General features: G+C 68.9%; 15 protein-coding genes. 1 reads left to right on the plus strand and 14 read right to left on the minus strand.

The annotated features are described in order from the left end of the window. Window positions 1-79: 79 nt before the first annotated feature. The 9 genes from ABEG18_RS11285 to eno all read right to left on the minus strand — a co-directional run bounded on the left by ABEG18_RS11285 (window position 80) and on the right by eno (window position 9,853). Complete coding sequence (locus tag ABEG18_RS11285; protein ID WP_406858150.1) at window positions 80-370, minus strand: GlsB/YeaQ/YmgE family stress response membrane protein; 291 nt, start codon at window positions 368-370, stop codon at window positions 80-82. 13 nt (window positions 371-383) lie between these two features. Further along, window positions 384-1,823, minus strand: coding sequence for a dihydrolipoyl dehydrogenase (gene lpdA, locus ABEG18_RS11290; protein WP_406858151.1), 1,440 nt, complete (start codon window positions 1,821-1,823; stop codon window positions 384-386). A 4-nt stretch (window positions 1,824-1,827) separates the two neighbouring features. Further along, on the minus strand, window positions 1,828-2,280 hold the full coding sequence (locus tag ABEG18_RS11295; protein ID WP_406858152.1) for an endonuclease domain-containing protein: 453 nt from the start codon (window positions 2,278-2,280) through the stop codon (window positions 1,828-1,830). A 95-nt stretch (window positions 2,281-2,375) separates the two neighbouring features. Beyond that, window positions 2,376-3,839, minus strand: coding sequence for a pyruvate dehydrogenase complex dihydrolipoamide acetyltransferase (locus ABEG18_RS11300; protein ID WP_406858153.1), 1,464 nt, complete (start codon window positions 3,837-3,839; stop codon window positions 2,376-2,378). Between the two features lie 12 nt (window positions 3,840-3,851). Further along, window positions 3,852-5,303: a pyruvate dehydrogenase complex E1 component subunit beta gene (locus tag ABEG18_RS11305; protein ID WP_406858154.1), complete on the minus strand. Its 1,452-nt coding sequence runs from the start codon at window positions 5,301-5,303 to the stop codon at window positions 3,852-3,854. Between the two features lie 80 nt (window positions 5,304-5,383). Beyond that, window positions 5,384-6,445, minus strand: a complete 1,062-nt coding sequence (gene pdhA / locus ABEG18_RS11310) for a pyruvate dehydrogenase (acetyl-transferring) E1 component subunit alpha (protein ID WP_406858155.1) — start codon at window positions 6,443-6,445, stop codon at window positions 5,384-5,386. Between the two features lie 201 nt (window positions 6,446-6,646). Continuing rightward, the gene (locus ABEG18_RS11315) at window positions 6,647-6,979 is read right to left on the minus strand and encodes a septum formation initiator family protein (RefSeq protein ID WP_406858156.1); all 333 of its coding nucleotides are present in this window, start codon (window positions 6,977-6,979) and stop codon (window positions 6,647-6,649) included. A gap of 34 nt (window positions 6,980-7,013) precedes the next feature. Beyond that, the gene (locus ABEG18_RS11320; protein ID WP_406858157.1) at window positions 7,014-8,501 is read right to left on the minus strand and encodes a hypothetical protein; all 1,488 of its coding nucleotides are present in this window, start codon (window positions 8,499-8,501) and stop codon (window positions 7,014-7,016) included. Window positions 8,502-8,566: 65 nt separating this feature from the next. Beyond that, window positions 8,567-9,853 carry a phosphopyruvate hydratase gene (gene eno, locus ABEG18_RS11325; RefSeq protein WP_406858158.1) on the minus strand — a complete coding sequence of 429 codons (1,287 nt, stop codon included), beginning with the start codon at window positions 9,851-9,853 and terminating at the stop codon, window positions 8,567-8,569. A gap of 171 nt (window positions 9,854-10,024) precedes the next feature. On the opposite strand from eno, the gene queF reads away from it, so the two are divergent. Further along, window positions 10,025-10,474: a preQ(1) synthase gene (gene queF / locus ABEG18_RS11330; RefSeq protein WP_406858159.1), complete on the plus strand. Its 450-nt coding sequence runs from the start codon at window positions 10,025-10,027 to the stop codon at window positions 10,472-10,474. Between the two features lie 19 nt (window positions 10,475-10,493). On the opposite strand, the gene kdsA is transcribed toward queF, so the two are convergent. The 5 genes from kdsA to ABEG18_RS11355 form a co-directional block, all read right to left on the minus strand. Beyond that, a complete protein-coding gene (gene kdsA / locus ABEG18_RS11335) occupies window positions 10,494-11,336 on the minus strand; it encodes a 3-deoxy-8-phosphooctulonate synthase (RefSeq protein ID WP_406858160.1) in 843 nt (280 codons plus the stop codon). Between the two features lie 45 nt (window positions 11,337-11,381). After that, entirely contained in the window at window positions 11,382-11,696 is a 315-nt protein-coding gene (locus tag ABEG18_RS11340) for a c-type cytochrome (RefSeq protein WP_406858161.1), read from the minus strand. A 7-nt stretch (window positions 11,697-11,703) separates the two neighbouring features. Continuing rightward, the gene (gene der / locus ABEG18_RS11345; protein WP_406858162.1) at window positions 11,704-13,086 is read right to left on the minus strand and encodes a ribosome biogenesis GTPase Der; all 1,383 of its coding nucleotides are present in this window, start codon (window positions 13,084-13,086) and stop codon (window positions 11,704-11,706) included. Between the two features lie 97 nt (window positions 13,087-13,183). Further along, window positions 13,184-13,846, minus strand: coding sequence for a tetratricopeptide repeat protein (locus tag ABEG18_RS11350; protein ID WP_406858163.1), 663 nt, complete (start codon window positions 13,844-13,846; stop codon window positions 13,184-13,186). 148 nt (window positions 13,847-13,994) lie between these two features. Further along, entirely contained in the window at window positions 13,995-14,612 is a 618-nt protein-coding gene (locus ABEG18_RS11355) for an NnrU family protein (RefSeq protein ID WP_406858164.1), read from the minus strand. Between the last annotated feature and the right edge of the window lie 303 nt (window positions 14,613-14,915).

The raw sequence follows: 14,915 nt of genomic DNA on the forward strand, positions 1-14,915 counted from the left end.
TCGCATAGGGCGGGTGACGGGCTGTCGCTGCAACCGTCATCCCTGGCGGCGCGAAGCGCCGGGGATGACGGGAGACCGTTCAGTACCCTTGCGGCTGGCCCCGGACTTTGCGCCAGATCCACAACACCAGCACCGCGCCGATCACCGCCGCTACCAGCGTGCGGAAGAAGCCGAACACGGGCACGTTCAGCAATTCGGCGATCTTGCCGCCGACGAAGCTGCCGGCGATGCCGACCAGCAGGTTCGTGAAGAGCCCATGCCTCGACTCGGTGATCTTCTCCGCGATCCAGCCGGCGAGCACGCCGACCAGCAGCATGGTGAAGAAGCCCATGTTGGGGTTGCCCAGGGCCGAATAGGTGGTGCTGTCCATCGCGCTGCTCCGCTCACACGTGGATGACGCGCCCATACGCGTCCAGGACGCTCTCGTGCATCGTCTCCGACAGCGTGGGATGCGGGAAGACGGTATGCATCAGGTCTTCTTCGGTGGTCTCCAGGCCCATCGCCACCACGAAGCCCTGGATCAGCTCGGTGACTTCCGCCCCCACCATGTGGGCGCCCAGCAGCTTGCCGGTCTTGGCGTCGAAGATGGTCTTCACCAGCCCGTCCGGCTCGCCCAGCGCGATGGCCTTGCCGTTGCCGATGAACGGGAACCGGCCGACCTTGACGGAAAAGCCCTGTTCCTTGGCCTTGGCCTCGGTGAGGCCGACGCTGGCGATCTGCGGGTTGCAATAGGTGCAGCCCGGGATCTGCAGTTTGTCCATCGCGTGCGTGTGCAGGCCCTTGATGGTCTCCACGCAGATGACGCCCTCGTGCTCGGCCTTGTGGGCCAGCATCGGTGGGCCGGCCACGTCGCCGATGGCGTAGACGCCGGGCACGTTGGTGCGGCCCATGCCGTCCGTCACGATGCTGCCGCGGTCGAGCTTGACGCCGAGCGCCTCCAGCCCGAGCCCCTCGGTGTTGCAGACCACGCCGACGGCCGAGATGAGGCGCTCCGCCGTGATCGCCTGCGACCCGCCCTTCTCGTCCTGGACCGTGGCCGTGACGCTGTCGGCGCCCTTCTCGACCTTGGTCACCTTGGCGCCGGTGAGGATCTTGATGCCCTGCTTCTCGAAGCGCTTGCGCGCCAGCGCGGCGATCTCGGCGTCCTCGACGGGCAGCACCTGCGGCAGCACCTCGACGACCGTCACCTCGGCCCCCATGGTGCGGTAGAAGGAGGCGAACTCGATGCCGATGGCGCCCGAACCCATCACGATCAGCGACTTGGGGAAAGTCGCCGGGTTCATGGCCTCGAAATAGGTCCAGATCAGCTTGCCGTCCGGCTCGATGCCGGGCAGCGCGCGCGGGCGCGCGCCGGTCGCCACGATGATGTGCTTGGCCTTGTAGGTCCCGTGGCCGAGCGTGCCCTTGGGCACGGGGTTCTGCGGCTGCACGACCGGCTTGGTGGACGGGCCGACCACGACCTCGCCCTTGCCGAGCTTGGCCTCGCCCCAAATCACGTCGACCTTGTTCTTCTTCAGCAGGAAGCCGACGCCCTGGTTGAGCTGCGCCGAGATCCCGCGCGAGCGCTTCACCACGCCGGCGAGATCGAAGCCGGGCTTGCCCTCGATGGTGAGGCCATAGGCCCCCGGATGCTGCATGTAGTGGTAGATCTCGGCCGACCGCAGCAGCGCCTTGGTGGGAATGCACCCCCAGTTCAGGCAGATGCCGCCCAGATGCTCGCGCTCCACCACGGCGGTCTTGAACCCGAGCTGCGCAGCCCTGATGGCCGCCACATAGCCGCCCGGCCCGCCGCCGATGATGATCACGTCGTAGGTGTCGGCCATGTCGTTAGGCTCCAGCGTGTTCCCCTCCCCCTTGTGGGGAGGGGCTAGGGGTGGGGGTCGCGCCCAGCCCCAGAGATTGAGGTTCGTTCAGGGCCGCCCAAATCGTGTCCAGCACGCCCGGCATCGACCGACGAACGTCGTGATTCGAGAAGCGCAGGACGCGAAAACCCTGGCGATGCAGAAAAGCGTCGCGCGCGGCGTCCTTGCGGGACTCCGTCTCCCAGCCATGCTGCTCACCATCAACTTCGACGACGAGGCGAGCGGCAAGACAGCAAAAATCAGCGATGTAGGGTCCCAAGGCGACCTGACGGCGGAAGTGCGTGGAACGAAGGGGGATGTGATTCCGTACGACGCGCCACAGGAGACGTTCAGGAACCGTCATCTCGCGCCGTAACCGTGTCGCACAGGCGCGTTGACGTTCGTTGCGGCTTGGGTATGTCGGCTTCCCTGTCGCCATCTGGATTCGCCTCTGCGAGACCCCCACCCCTAACCCCTCCCCACAAGGGGTAGGGGAACGCGTCACGCCGGCTGAGACCGGCGCTCAACGTCGCCTCACACCAGCATCGCCATCGGGTTCTCGATCAAATCCTTCAGCGCCGCGATGAGCTGGGCGCCAAGAGCGCCGTCCACGGCGCGGTGATCGCAGGACAGCGTGATGCTCATCACGGTCGCGACCGCCAGCTCGCCCTTGCGCACTACGGCGCGCTGCTCGCCCGCGCCCACCGCCAGGATGGTGGAGTGCGGCGGGTTGATCACCGCCGTGAAGTCCTTGATGCCGAACATGCCCAGATTGGACACCGCCGTGGTGCCGCCCTGGTACTCCTCGGGCTTCAGCTTGCGGGCCTTGGCGCGCGCGGCGAAGTCCTTCATGGCGTTGGCGATGGCCGACAGGGTCTTCTCGTCGGCGCTGCGGATGATGGGCGTGATCAGCCCGTTGCCCGGGAGCGCCACCGCCACGCCGACATCGGCGTGCTTGTGCTTGAGCATCGCGCCTTCGGTCCAGGTCACGTTGGCGTCCGGCACGCGCATCAGCGCCATGGCGAGCGCCTTGATGACCATGTCGTTGACCGACACCTTCCAGGCGGGCTTGCCCTCCTTGTCCTTCGGCGCCGAGCCGTTCACCTGCTCTCGCAGCTTCAGCAGCGCGTCGATCTCGCAATCCATCGTCAGGTAGAATTGCGGGACGGTCTGGCGGGCCTCCGTCAGGCGGCGCGCGATGGTCTTGCGCATGCCGTCATGCGGGATCTCCTCGTAGCTGCCGGGCTGGAACAGCTTCTTGATCGCCTCGTCCGAGGCGCCGGCGGGCGCAGGAGCCTTGGCGGGCGCCGGCGCGGCGACGGGAGCCGCCGCGGGCTGGGCGGCCGCAGCGGCGGGAGCCGCCTTCCCGGTCCCGCCCGCGATCGCCGAGCGAACGTCGCGCTCCACGATGCGGCCATGCGGCCCCGAGCCCTGGATCCGGCCGAGTTCGAGGCCGGCGTCCTTGGCGATCCGCTTGGCGAGGGGCGAGGCGAAGATGCGCGCGCCCCCGGCGTCGGGCTGCGGCGCCGGTGCGGGAGCCGTCCCCGCCGGGGCGGGTGCGCCGGCGTCGAAGGACGCGGCCGAGCGCGCCTCCGGGGCGGCCGCGGCGGCGGTAGCCTGCGGGGCGGACGCGGCTTCGGCGGCGGCCGGCGGGGCCGCCGCGGTCACCATGTCGGCCGCGTTCTGGGGAGACTTGGCGCCCGGCGCCGAGGCAGGCGCGCCGCCCCCGCCCGAGGCCACGGCCTTCGGGTCCTCGCCCTCCCCGGCGATCAGCGCGATCAGCTCATTGACCGGAACGTCGGCGGTGCCTTCCGGCACCACGATCTTGGCCAGGATCCCCTCGTCGACCGCCTCCACCTCCATGGTGGCCTTGTCGGTCTCGATCTCGGCGATCACGTCGCCGGACTTGATCGCGTCGCCTTCCTTCTTCAGCCACTTGGCGAGATTGCCCTTCTCCATCGTGGGAGAGAGGGCCGGCATCAGCACATTGACGGGCATGGCTCTCTCCGCTCAGCGATAGGTCACGGCGCGGCAGGCCTCGATGACCTCGGCCACCGTGGGAAGCGCGAGCTTCTCGAGATTGGCCGCGTAGGGCATCGGCACGTCCTTGCCGGTGATGCGCTTGACGGGAGCGTCCAGGTAGTCGAACGCCTTCTCCATGATCTGCGCCGAGATCTCGGCCCCGACGCCCGACTGGGGCCAGCCCTCTTCGACGGTGACGCAGCGCCCGGTCTTCATCACCGAGGCCAGAACCGTGTCGATGTCCATGGGACGGATGGTGCGCAGGTCGATCACCTCCGCGTAGATGTGCTTCTTGGCCAGTTCCTCGGCCGCCTTGAGGGCGTAGGTCATGCCGATCGAGAAGGACACGATGGTGACGTCCTTGCCTGGCCGGGCGATCCGCGCCTTGCCGATCGGGATCACGTAGTCGTCCATCTTCGGCACGGGCGAAGACTGGCCGTAAAGGATCTCGTTTTCCAGGAACACGACCGGGTTGTTGTCCCGGATGGCGGCCTTGAGCAGGCCCTTGGCGTCGGCCGCGTTGGAGGGCGCGATCACCTTCAGGCCCGGCACCTGGCTGTACCAGGCCGTGTAATCCTGGCTGTGCTGGGCGGCGACGCGCGCCGCCGCGCCGTTGGGGCCGCGGAACACGATGGGGCAGCCCATCTGGCCGCCCGACATGTAGAGCGTCTTGGCGGCGGAGTTGATGATCTGGTCGATCGCCTGCATGGCGAAGTTGAAGGTCATGAACTCCAGCACCGGCCGCAGGCCGGTCAGCGCCGCGCCGACGGCCACGCCCGTGAAGCCGTGTTCGGTGATCGGCGTGTCGATGACGCGCCGGGCCGAGAACTCCTGCAGGAGGCCCTGGGTGATCTTGTAGGCGCCCTGGTACTCGGCGACCTCCTCGCCCATGACGAAGACCTTCTCGTCCCGGCGCATCTCCTCCGCCATGGCGTCGCGGAGCGCCTCGCGCATGGTGGTGGAGACCATCTCGGTCCCGGCCGGGATCTCGCCGGACGCGTCATAGGCGCCCTGCGTCGGCGAGGCCGGCGCAGCCGGAACGGTCGCAGGCGCGCTCGCCTCGGGGGCGCGCTCCTCCTTGGGCGGAGCAGGCGTCTGCGCCGCCGCGGCGTCGACGGCGGCGTTCGCGCCCGCCGCATTGGCCTGCGCTGTCCCGGCGGAGGAGCCCCCGCCAGCGGCCGCGGCCGCCACGTCCTCGCCGTCCGCGGCCAGGATCGCGATCTTCTCGTTCACGGGGACATCGGCCGTGCCGGCCGGCACCAGGATCTTGGCCAGGACGCCCTCGTCCACCGCCTCGACCTCCATGGTGGCCTTGTCGGTCTCGATCTCGGCGATGATGTCGCCGGACTTGACCGGGTCGCCCTCGTTTTTGAGCCACTTGGCGAGGTTGCCCTTCTCCATGGTGGGAGACAGAGCCGGCATCAGGATGTCGATCGGCATGGTCGGGCGATCCCCGTGAAAGTGGTGGTCGAGCGCTGGCGCAGCGCCGCCCCGGGGCGGCGCCTCGCGCGACGGCGGGATTACTTGAGGATGTCGGTCCAGAGCTCGGCGACGTCCGGCTCGGGGTCGTTGGTGGCGAACTCGGCGGCCTCGTTGACGATCTCGCGGACCTTGCCGTCGATCGCCTTCAGCTCGTCCTCGGAGACCTTCCACTGGTCGAGGAGCCGCTTGCGCACCTGCTCGATGGGATCGCGCTCCTCGCGCATCTTCTGCACTTCGTCCTTGGACCGGTACTTGGCCGGGTCGGACATCGAGTGGCCGCGATAGCGATAGGTCTGCATTTCCAGGATGTAGGGACCCTTGCCGTCCCGGCACCACTGGATGGAGCGCTGCGCGGCGGCGTAGACGGCCCGCACGTCCATGCCGTCGACCTGCTCGCCGGGGATGTTGAACGAGATGCCGCGCTTGGAGAAATCGGTCTGCGCGGAGGCGCGCGAGACGGAGGTGCCCATGGCGTAGCGGTTGTTCTCGATCACGTAGACGACGGGCAGCTTCCACAGCTCCGCCATGTTGAAGCTCTCATAGACCTGGCCCTGGTTGGCCGCGCCGTCGCCGAAATAGGTCAGCGAGACGTTGTCGTTCTGCCGGTACCGGTTGGCGAAGGCCAGGCCCGTGCCCAGCGAGACCTGCGCGCCGACGATGCCGTGCCCCCCATAGAAGTGCTTCTCGACGCTGAACATGTGCATCGAGCCGCCCTTGCCCTTGCTGAGGCCGCCGCGGCGGCCGGTCAGCTCGGCCATCACGCTCTTGGCCTCCATGCCGCAGGCCAGCATATGGCCGTGGTCGCGATAGCCCGTAATGACCTGGTCGCCCTGCTTCGTGGCCATCTGCATGCCGACCACGACGGCTTCCTGGCCGATATAGAGGTGGCAGAAGCCGCCGATGAGGCCCATGCCGTACATTTGGCCGGCCTTCTCCTCGAAACGGCGGATCAGCAGCATCTCGCGATAGGCCGTGAGCTCCTGCTCGCGGGTCAGTTCGGGGCCATCCTGGGGCTTTCCACGACCGGTCTTGCCGGCGGCCTGGGTCTTCGACGCGCCGAGTTTCGGCAGAGTCGTGCTCTTGCGGGCGGCGACCGCCATGGGCTCCTCCTTGTCGCCCCGTCGAGGGGGCCAATCAACAAGGCGACATTAGCCGATGACGAACGTCTTTGCGAGAGGGCCCGCAACCCCTAGGCGAATGCTTGTAGACAAGCCAAACCATTGTTCTAGCTTGCTTTTGCACGATGAACTGAATTTCAGTTCACGCATGAAAAAACGGGCATACATCGATGCTGCACTGCGTCATGGAACGGACGCGGCGACCGCTCCGGTCATGACCACCACGTCGTTCTTGTGCAGCCGATTCAGCATGGCGCGGGAGCGCTCGTCGAGCAGATCACGGTCGATGCTCGCCGGCCGCAGCATGGCCACGCGCCGGTCCCAACTGGCGTGCTCGTCCTGCAATTCGCCCAACTCGCCCTCGAGCGCGCGGATCTGCGCCTTCAGAGCCATCTTGGTCTCGATGCCGCGGTTTCCATGCTGCGCATGGTAGACGAAATAGGAGACGACCAGACCCGACGTCACATAGAGCGCGAGCGGAATCAGGAAGGCGCGGAGGCGATAACGGACGACCATGAGCCGATGGTCGGCGAACTTGGTTTCGAGGCGGTTAACGTCCCGGATCCGCTGGCTGCTCCGGTGTCCGGCGCAGGTTGACGAGCCCGCGCTGCGGGTCGAACCGCAGCGGCAGGCGGCGGGTCGCCTCGGGCGTCGGAGCGTCAGGCGAGATGACGATCCGCTTTCTCAGCTGCGCCGTGGGGAAGTCGCGCACCGGAACGAAGTCCAGCAGGGCGGGAAAGTCGCGGTCCGCCAGGACATGCGTCACGCCCGCCGGAATCGCCGGTTGCACGCCGATCAGCGGGAAATCCAGGAGAGGCGCATCGAGGTGCAGCCCGTAATAGGCGGGCGTGTTGTAGACGCCGGTCCACGCCAGCGCCAGAGCCTTGAAATCCGAGTCCAGCCGCGCGATCCGGAAGGCGGCGTTGGCGTCCCGATAGCGCTGCCCCCGCTGCCCCGCCTCCGGCGATGCGGCGTCCCACGCCAGGACGGCGATCGAGGCGGCGACCATCCCGGCCAGCATGACCCGCGTCACGCTGGCCATCCGCACGGCCGCGACCGCAAAGGCGGCGGCGATGAGCGGATGCGCCGCGAAGATGAAGCGCGGCTCCTTGTGTCCGATGCCAAGATGCACGCCGACCACGAGCGCGGCGCAGGCCAGCGGCGGCCAGGCGCTCCGCCACTGCAGCGCGGCCACGACGGCGAGCGGCCCGCTCACGCCCAGAGCGATGACGTAGACGCTCGGACCCTGGCGTCCGAAGAAGTCCGCCACTCCCAGTCCCAGGTTGTACCAGACGAGATTGACGGAGGATGCGAAGGGCGCTCCCCACGTCAACCAGTCGAGCGCGCCGAAGGCCGCCACGGTCACGGCGCCGGCGAGCGTCGGCGCGAGGGCTGCGCGCCAGCCGCCGGGACCGCGCAGGACCATCCAGAACGGCGCGATCAGGGCCGGCGCGTAATGGACGCGAAGGCCGACCGCCACGCCAGCCAGCACGCCTGCCAGGATGGCCTCGCGTCGCGACGACTCCAGGCTGAGCGCGAGCGCCCCCACCAGCGCGTAACCGCCCCAGACTTCCGGCGTGATCTTTTGAGCCGCGTACACGCACGCCGGCGAGAGCGCCACCGCGAGAGCGGCGATCAACCCCGCCTCGGCGCCGGCGAGCGCCGAGGCCAGTCGGCGAACGGACGCCACCAGGGTGAGCGACATCAGGATCGCCGCTCCCGTGACGATGGGCTGATACGCCTCGGGGCGGCCAAGCCCCACCGCGTCGAGCGCCCAGAGCAGACCGCCCACGGCGCCCGGGAGGGCCCAGTTGCGGGCGCCCCACTCGAACTCCCACGGCGTGAAGCCGTAGTTGAAGGCGAGCCTGTGCGCCTGTTCGAGGACCTGAAAGACCTCGTCGGGATAGAAGGTCGGATCGGGCGCGGTCGCCGCCAGGATCCTGAGCGCCAAGGCCAGGACGAGGATGACGGCTGGCGCGGCGGACCCGATCCCGGTCCCGACGCCGCCGCGTTCCTCCAAAGCCCTGACCACAGCCATCGCGCTCCTCTTCCAACCGGGAGGAGAGCCTAAGACGCGCCGATTAAAATTGACTGATGGTAAGCTTACGCCCTGAGCGCCTTCAGCGCGTCGCGCCCGGCGTACCGGGCCTGCGCGCCGAGCTCCTCCTCGATCCGGATGAGCTGATTGTACTTGGCCAGCCGGTCGGACCGCGCCAGCGAACCGGTCTTGATCTGCCCGCAATTCGTCGCCACCGCCAGGTCGGCGATGGTGGCGTCCTCGGTTTCGCCGGAGCGGTGCGACATCACCGCCGTGTAGCCGGCGCGCTGGGCCATCTCGACGGCCGCGAGCGTTTCGGTGAGCGAGCCGATCTGGTTGACCTTGACCAGGATGGAGTTGCCCACGCCCTTGCGGATGCCGTCCGACAGCCGCGTCACATTGGTGACGAACAGGTCGTCGCCGACGAGCTGGCACGAGCCGCCGGCGAGGTCCGTCAGGATCTTCCACCCCTCCCAGTCGTCCTCCGACATGCCGTCCTCGATCGAGGCGATCGGGTACTGGCTGGCGAGCTTGGCGAGATACTCCGCCTGCTCCTGGATCGAGCGCACCTTGCCCTCGCCCTCGTAATGATAGGCGCCGTCCTTGAAGAACTCCGTGGCGGCGCAGTCCAGCGCGATCATCATGTCCTGGCCGGCCTTGAAGCCGGCCTTGCCGATCGACTCCATGACGAAGTCGAGCGCCGCCTCCGCCGACGGCAGGTTGGGCGCGAAGCCGCCTTCGTCGCCCACATTGGTGTTGTGGCCGGCCTTCTTCAGCGCGCCCTTGAGCGTGTGGAACACTTCCGCGCCCATGCGGACCGCCTCGGCCAGCGACGGGGCGCCGACGGGCATCACCATGAATTCCTGGAAGTCGATGGGGTTGTCGGCATGGGCGCCGCCATTGACGATGTTCATCATCGGCACGGGCAGCACGCGCGCGGAGGTTCCGCCCACATAGCGGTAGAGCGGCAAAGCGCTGGCGTCGGCGGCGGCCTTGGCGACCGCGAGCGACACGCCCAGGATGGCGTTGGCGCCGAGGCGGCTCTTGTTCGGCGTGCCGTCGAGGCCGATCATGGTCTCGTCGATCTTGACCTGGTCCTCGGCGTCCATGCCGCCGATCGCGTCGAAGATCTCGCGGTTGACGCTGTCGACCGCCTTCAGCACGCCCTTGCCCATGTAGCGGGCCTTGTCCCCGTCGCGCAGCTCGACCGCCTCATGCGCGCCCGTGGAGGCGCCGGACGGCACGGCGGCGCGGCCCATGGACCCGTCTTCGAGCACCACGTCGACCTCGACGGTCGGATTGCCGCGGCTGTCCAGGATCTCGCGGGCGATGACGTCGACGATGGCGGTCATAAAATCCTCCTGAGGTCGGCCGCGGGGCTCGGCGGCGCGGGCTTCCCGGCGGCTTTTAAGCCAAGCTGGCCCGGACGCAAGACGAAGCGGCGGCCTGCGCCTCGACCCGTCGCGGGAAAAGCGCTAAGCCGCGCCCCATCGGCGCGGAGCGCCCCTCTCGGACCGTGACCCATGACCCTCGAAACCACCCAGCTCGGAAAGCCGACGCCCCTGCCCTCCTCGCCGGACGAGGCCGTGCTCGACAGGGTTCCCAACCCGCATCCCGGGACCCTCTATCTCGCCCGCTTCACCATGCCGGAATTCACGTCGATCTGCCCCGTCACCGGCCAGCCGGATTTCGGCATCCTGGTGATCGACTACGCGCCGCGCGACTGGCTGGTGGAATCGAAGTCGCTCAAGCTCTACCTCAACAGCTTCCGCAACCACGGCGCCTTCCATGAGGACTGCACCGTCGGGGTAGGCAAGCGCCTGGCGGAGCTGCTCGATCCAGTCTGGCTGCGCATCGGCGGCTATTGGTACCCGCGCGGCGGCATGCCGATCGACGTCTTCTGGCAGACCGACGCTCCCCCGACCGGCCTGTGGCTCCCCGACCAGGGCGTGCCTCCCTATCGGGGGCGGTGAAGGCGGCCTGCCCTGGCCGTCAGGCCCGCTTCGCCAGCCGGTCGAACGCCATCAGCGTCTCCAGCAGCTCCGGCATCTCGCGAAGCGGGACCATGTTGGGGCCGTCCGAGGGGGCCCGGTCCGGCTGCTCGTGCGTCTCGATGAACACGCCCGCGACGCCGACGGCCACCGCCGCCCGCGACAGCACGGGCACGAATTCGCGCTGGCCGCCCGACGAGGTCCCCTGGCCGCCCGGCTGCTGCACGGAGTGGGTGGCGTCGAAGATGACCGGCGCGCCGGTCCGCGCCATGATCGGCAGCGCCCGCATGTCGGTGACCAGCGTGTTGTAGCCGAAGGAGACGCCGCGCTCCGTCACCATGACCTTGGCGTTGCCGGCGCCCGTCACCTTGGCGACGACGTTGGCCATGTCCCAGGGCGCGAGGAACTGGCCCTTCTTCACGTTGACGACCGCGCCGGTCTGCGCCGCCGCCACGAGGAGGTCGGTCTGGCGGCACAGGAAGGCCGGGATCTGCAGCACGTCGACGACCTCCGCCACCGGCGCGCACTGCCCGGCCTCGTGGACGTCCGTCAGCACGGGCACGCCGAGGCGCTCCTTGATGTCGGCGAAGGCCCGCAAGGCGGCCTCCAGCCCCACCCCGCGCTCCCCGCTGAGGGAGGTGCGGTTGGCCTTGTCGAAGCTCGTCTTGAACACGAAGGGCAGCCCGAGCTTGCCGGCGATCTCCTTCAGCGCCGTCGCCATCTCGAGCGCGTGGCCGCGGCTCTCCATCGCGCAGGGCCCGGCGATGAGGGCGAGAGGCAGGGCGTTGCCGAAACGCACAGCCCCTGCGGCGACGACGGTTTGGGGCGACGGCTTCTCGGTCATGGCGGGCTCTCTGGGTTCTCGACGGGTGGGCGCCGGGTCGGCCGGTCAGGACCGGGGCAGCGCGGCGTAGTAGGCGGCCAGCGCCTCGAAGTCCTGCTCGGTCATGTGGCGGGACATGTAGCGCATCTCCTTGTGCTTGCGCGCCCCGGTCCGGAACGCGCGCAGCTGGTTCAGGAGATAGGCCTCGTTCTGTCCCGCCAGATGCGGGACCTCGACGTCCCTGGCGATGCCGTCCACGCCGTGGCACGGCGCGCAGGCGTCGACCTGGACGGGCGCGCGCCGCACCTGCTGGGCCTGAGCCGGCGCCGACGCAAGCGCCGCGGCCGATAGCGTCAGCATCAGGAGGCGCGCGGCTCGCATGATCGGCCTACTTTTTGTCGTAGGGGTTTTCCGGCGTCCGCAGGCTCATCCTGATCGGCGTGCCGGGCAGATCGAAGGTTTCGCGCAGGCTGTTGACCAGATAGCGGACATAGCTGTCCGGCAGCGCGTCGAGCTGGTTGCCGAACAGGGCGAAATGCGGCGGCCTGGCCTTCACCTGCGTGGCGTAGCGGATCTTGATCCGCCGACCCGACACCGCCGGCGGCGGATGGTTCTCCAGGATCCGGCTCAGCCACTTGTTCAGCTGCGAGGTCGACACCCGCTTGGACCAGGTCTCCGAGGCGGAGAAGCAGGCCTCCATGAGCTTGTCCAGCCCGTCGCCCGTCAGGGCCGAGACCGGCACGATCCTGGCGCCCTTCACATTGGACAAGAGCCGCTCGGAATCCTCCACCAGCTTCTTGAAGCGGCCGGAATCGCCCGCCACCAGGTCCCATTTGTTGACGGCCACGACCAGCGCGCGGCCTTCCTTCTCGACCACGCTGAGGATGGCCATGTCCTGCTTCTCGAACGGGATGGTCGCGTCGAGCAGCAGCACAACCACCTCGGCGAAGCGCACGGCGCGCAGCCCGTCGGCGACCGACAGCTTCTCCAGCTTGTCCTCGACCTTGGCGCGCTTGCGCATCCCCGCTGTGTCGAAGAGCTTCACCGGCCGGCCGCGCCATGCCCACTCGATGCCGATGGAATCGCGCGTGATCCCCGCCTCGGGGCCGGTCAGCAGCCGGTCCTCGCCGAGAAAGCGGTTGATGAGCGTCGACTTGCCGGCGTTGGGCCGCCCCACGATGGCGATGCGCAGCGGCCGCACCACGTCCTCGCCGTCCTCGGCGTCGGGTCTGTCCCCGTCCAGGTCGTCGAAGTCGTCCTCCGGCAGCGCCGTGTGCTCCGGCAGCGCCGCGCGCAGGGCGTCATAGAAGTCCGACAGCCCCTCGCCATGCTCGGCCGAGATCGGCACCGGATCGCCGAGGCCCAGCCCGAAGGCCTCGTAGGTCGCCAGATGGTTGGCGCGGCTCTCCGCCTTGTTGGCCAGCAGCACGACCGGCTTGGCCGCCCGGCGCACCAGGTCGGCGAAGTGCCGGTCGGCCGGGGTCAGGCCCGCGCGGGCGTCGATCACGAAGATGATGGCGTCCGCGTCGTCGATCGCGGCTTCGGTCTGCTGGCGCATGCGCCCGGCGAGCGTGGCGGCGTCGGCCTCCTCCAGGCCCGCGGTGTCGATCGCCGTGAAGGTGAGGTCGCCCAGTCGCGCCTCTCCCTCCCGCCGGTCGCGGGTCACGCCGGGCTGGTCGTCGACGAGCGCGAGCTTCTTGCCGACGAGCCTGTTGAACAGCGTCGACTTGCCCACATTCGGCCGGCCGATGATGGCGACCGTGAAGGTCATGATCTACCTCTCCGGCCCCGCGAGCCGCGAGGCGTCATGTCTCTCAAAGTCGATGTGTCCCCGGCGCACCGCAAGGGCGCGGGGCCGACGGCGCCGGTTAGGACGCCGGCTTCACGGGGCCGGCGCGCACGATCCCGAGCAGCAGGTCGGCGCGCTGCTTCAAGGACGGAGGCGCGGTGCGGTCCGTGACGATCTCGTCGAAGGCCTTGCCGGCCGCCTCGTAGTCGCCCGCCTTGAGGGCGGACAGGCCGAGAAGTTCGCGGGCGTTCGCCCCCCACGGATTGCCGGCGGCGAGCAGCGGCTGCAACCGGCTCTTCACCTCGTCGGCGGGGGCGGTGTCCACCACCAGCATGGCGGCCCGCAGGCGCGCCAGGTCGCGCAGCACCGGGGCCACGCTCGTGTCGGCGGCCAGCGCGTCGTAGGTCTTCACGCCGTCGGCCGCGGACTGCTTGGCCTGTTCGGCCGCCTCGCGGAACCGCGCCAGCTTCTGGTAGCCGGCCGTCGAGTCCTTGGCGATGTCGGCGAATTCCTTCTCGGCCTCGTCGGCGTTCCCGGCCCGGGACGTCTCGATGGCGGCCTCGAAGCGGGCGCCCGCGGCTTCGGCGCGTTGGCTCTGCCAGTACTCATAGGCCCGCCAGCCGCCCGTGGCGGCCACGGCCAGCAGGGCGACGCCGATCAGCGCGCCATTGTGCTTCTTCCAGAATTCGATCGCCTTGTCGCGGCGAACGTCTTCATCGATCTCGCGAAAAATGTCGGCCATGGCCGGCGTATGTCCTTCCGAGGGGCTCAACGCCCCGGCCTCCCGCGCGACGGCGGGACAGGGTCGGCAGCCGATTACCACGGCGTTGCGGCTTTGTCATGCCGCCGGCGCGGTCCGCGATCCTCGCGTCTTGGCGCGACGCCGCGCGTCAGCGCGACAGCACCGGGACGCCGATCAGATACGGGTGAAGGAAGATGAGCGCCACGAAGACGGCCGTCCCCGCCACGACCGTGATGACGTCGTTGCGCATCCCGCCCGCCGCGCCCGCCTTGGGGCCCGGCTCGGCGTGGGCCGCCGCGATCTCGCCGCCCGGCGAGACGGCCTCGCCGCGCCGCTTCACCGCGATGCGGTCATAGACCGCCCAGGCCAGGAACGAGCCGAACAGGATCAGCGACCCGAGATCGCCATTGGCCAGCAGATGGGCGAGGGCCCAGATCTTCACCGCCACCAGCATCGGGTGCTTGAGCCGCCGCTGGATCGCGCCGGGCGCATAGCCGGACATGAGGCTCACGATGGAGAACCACATCAGCAGGATGGTGAGGTGGCGCATCCCCGCCGGCGGATCCCAGACCTGGATGTAGCCCGCGTCCCGGTAGGACTTGAAGCCGTAGACGATGAGCGCGAGGCCGATCAGCGACGCCAGGCTGTAGAGCCCCTTGTAGGGCCCCTCCCCGATCGCCTCCATCATGCTGCGCCTTGCGCCGCGCAGGGTGGTGACCGTGTGCACGCCCAGGAAGATCGCGACGCCGAGAATCAGGAGAAGCATGGTGGACCCGGTGGTTCGAGGTGCGGCGGAGCCTAGGCGGTTCCCCGGCCGGTCCGCAAGGCGGGGCGTCGCAAGGCCGCAAGCCTTTATTTTTCAAGGCGTAGGTGGTAAATGAATGCATCCGTCGAGGTCATCGGTCCCCGAGTCACGTCCATCCGCCCGCATTTCACGGCGAGAAGAGCCGTCGCGCGGTCGGTGAACGCCACGGACAGGCAAGCTGACGCTCGGGCCGCGACGGTGCGCGGCGAAGGCTGCCGAAACAACATCACGACGCGCCGCATCAGGCCCGCAAGGCGAGCCGCG

It is taken from the genome of Alsobacter sp. KACC 23698 (genome assembly GCF_045348435.1).
Classification (GTDB): domain Bacteria; phylum Pseudomonadota; class Alphaproteobacteria; order Rhizobiales; family Beijerinckiaceae; genus Alsobacter.

Bases quoted from the DNA above. Each gene is read 5' to 3' on its own strand.
- queF (WP_406858159.1), top strand. From the start codon at position 10,025: ATGACCCTCGAAACCACCCAGCTCGGAAAGCCGACGCCCCTGCCCTCC.
- ABEG18_RS11355 (WP_406858164.1), bottom strand. From the start codon at position 14,612: ATGCTTCTCCTGATTCTCGGCGTCGCGATCTTCCTGGGCGTGCACACG.
- der (WP_406858162.1), bottom strand. From the start codon at position 13,086: ATGACCTTCACGGTCGCCATCATCGGCCGGCCGAATGTGGGCAAGTCG.
- ABEG18_RS11320 (WP_406858157.1), bottom strand. From the start codon at position 8,501: ATGGCTGTGGTCAGGGCTTTGGAGGAACGCGGCGGCGTCGGGACCGGG.
- eno (WP_406858158.1), bottom strand. From the start codon at position 9,853: ATGACCGCCATCGTCGACGTCATCGCCCGCGAGATCCTGGACAGCCGC.
- ABEG18_RS11285 (WP_406858150.1), bottom strand. From the start codon at position 370: ATGGACAGCACCACCTATTCGGCCCTGGGCAACCCCAACATGGGCTTC.
- ABEG18_RS11340 (WP_406858161.1), bottom strand. From the start codon at position 11,696: ATGCGAGCCGCGCGCCTCCTGATGCTGACGCTATCGGCCGCGGCGCTT.
- ABEG18_RS11295 (WP_406858152.1), bottom strand. From the start codon at position 2,280: ATGGCGACAGGGAAGCCGACATACCCAAGCCGCAACGAACGTCAACGC.
- ABEG18_RS11300 (WP_406858153.1), bottom strand. From the start codon at position 3,839: ATGCCCGTCAATGTGCTGATGCCGGCCCTCTCTCCCACGATGGAGAAG.
- lpdA (WP_406858151.1), bottom strand. From the start codon at position 1,823: ATGGCCGACACCTACGACGTGATCATCATCGGCGGCGGGCCGGGCGGC.
- kdsA (WP_406858160.1), bottom strand. From the start codon at position 11,336: ATGACCGAGAAGCCGTCGCCCCAAACCGTCGTCGCCGCAGGGGCTGTG.
- ABEG18_RS11305 (WP_406858154.1), bottom strand. From the start codon at position 5,303: ATGCCGATCGACATCCTGATGCCGGCTCTGTCTCCCACCATGGAGAAG.
- ABEG18_RS11350 (WP_406858163.1), bottom strand. From the start codon at position 13,846: ATGGCCGACATTTTTCGCGAGATCGATGAAGACGTTCGCCGCGACAAG.
- ABEG18_RS11315 (WP_406858156.1), bottom strand. From the start codon at position 6,979: ATGGTCGTCCGTTATCGCCTCCGCGCCTTCCTGATTCCGCTCGCGCTC.
- pdhA (WP_406858155.1), bottom strand. From the start codon at position 6,445: ATGGCGGTCGCCGCCCGCAAGAGCACGACTCTGCCGAAACTCGGCGCG.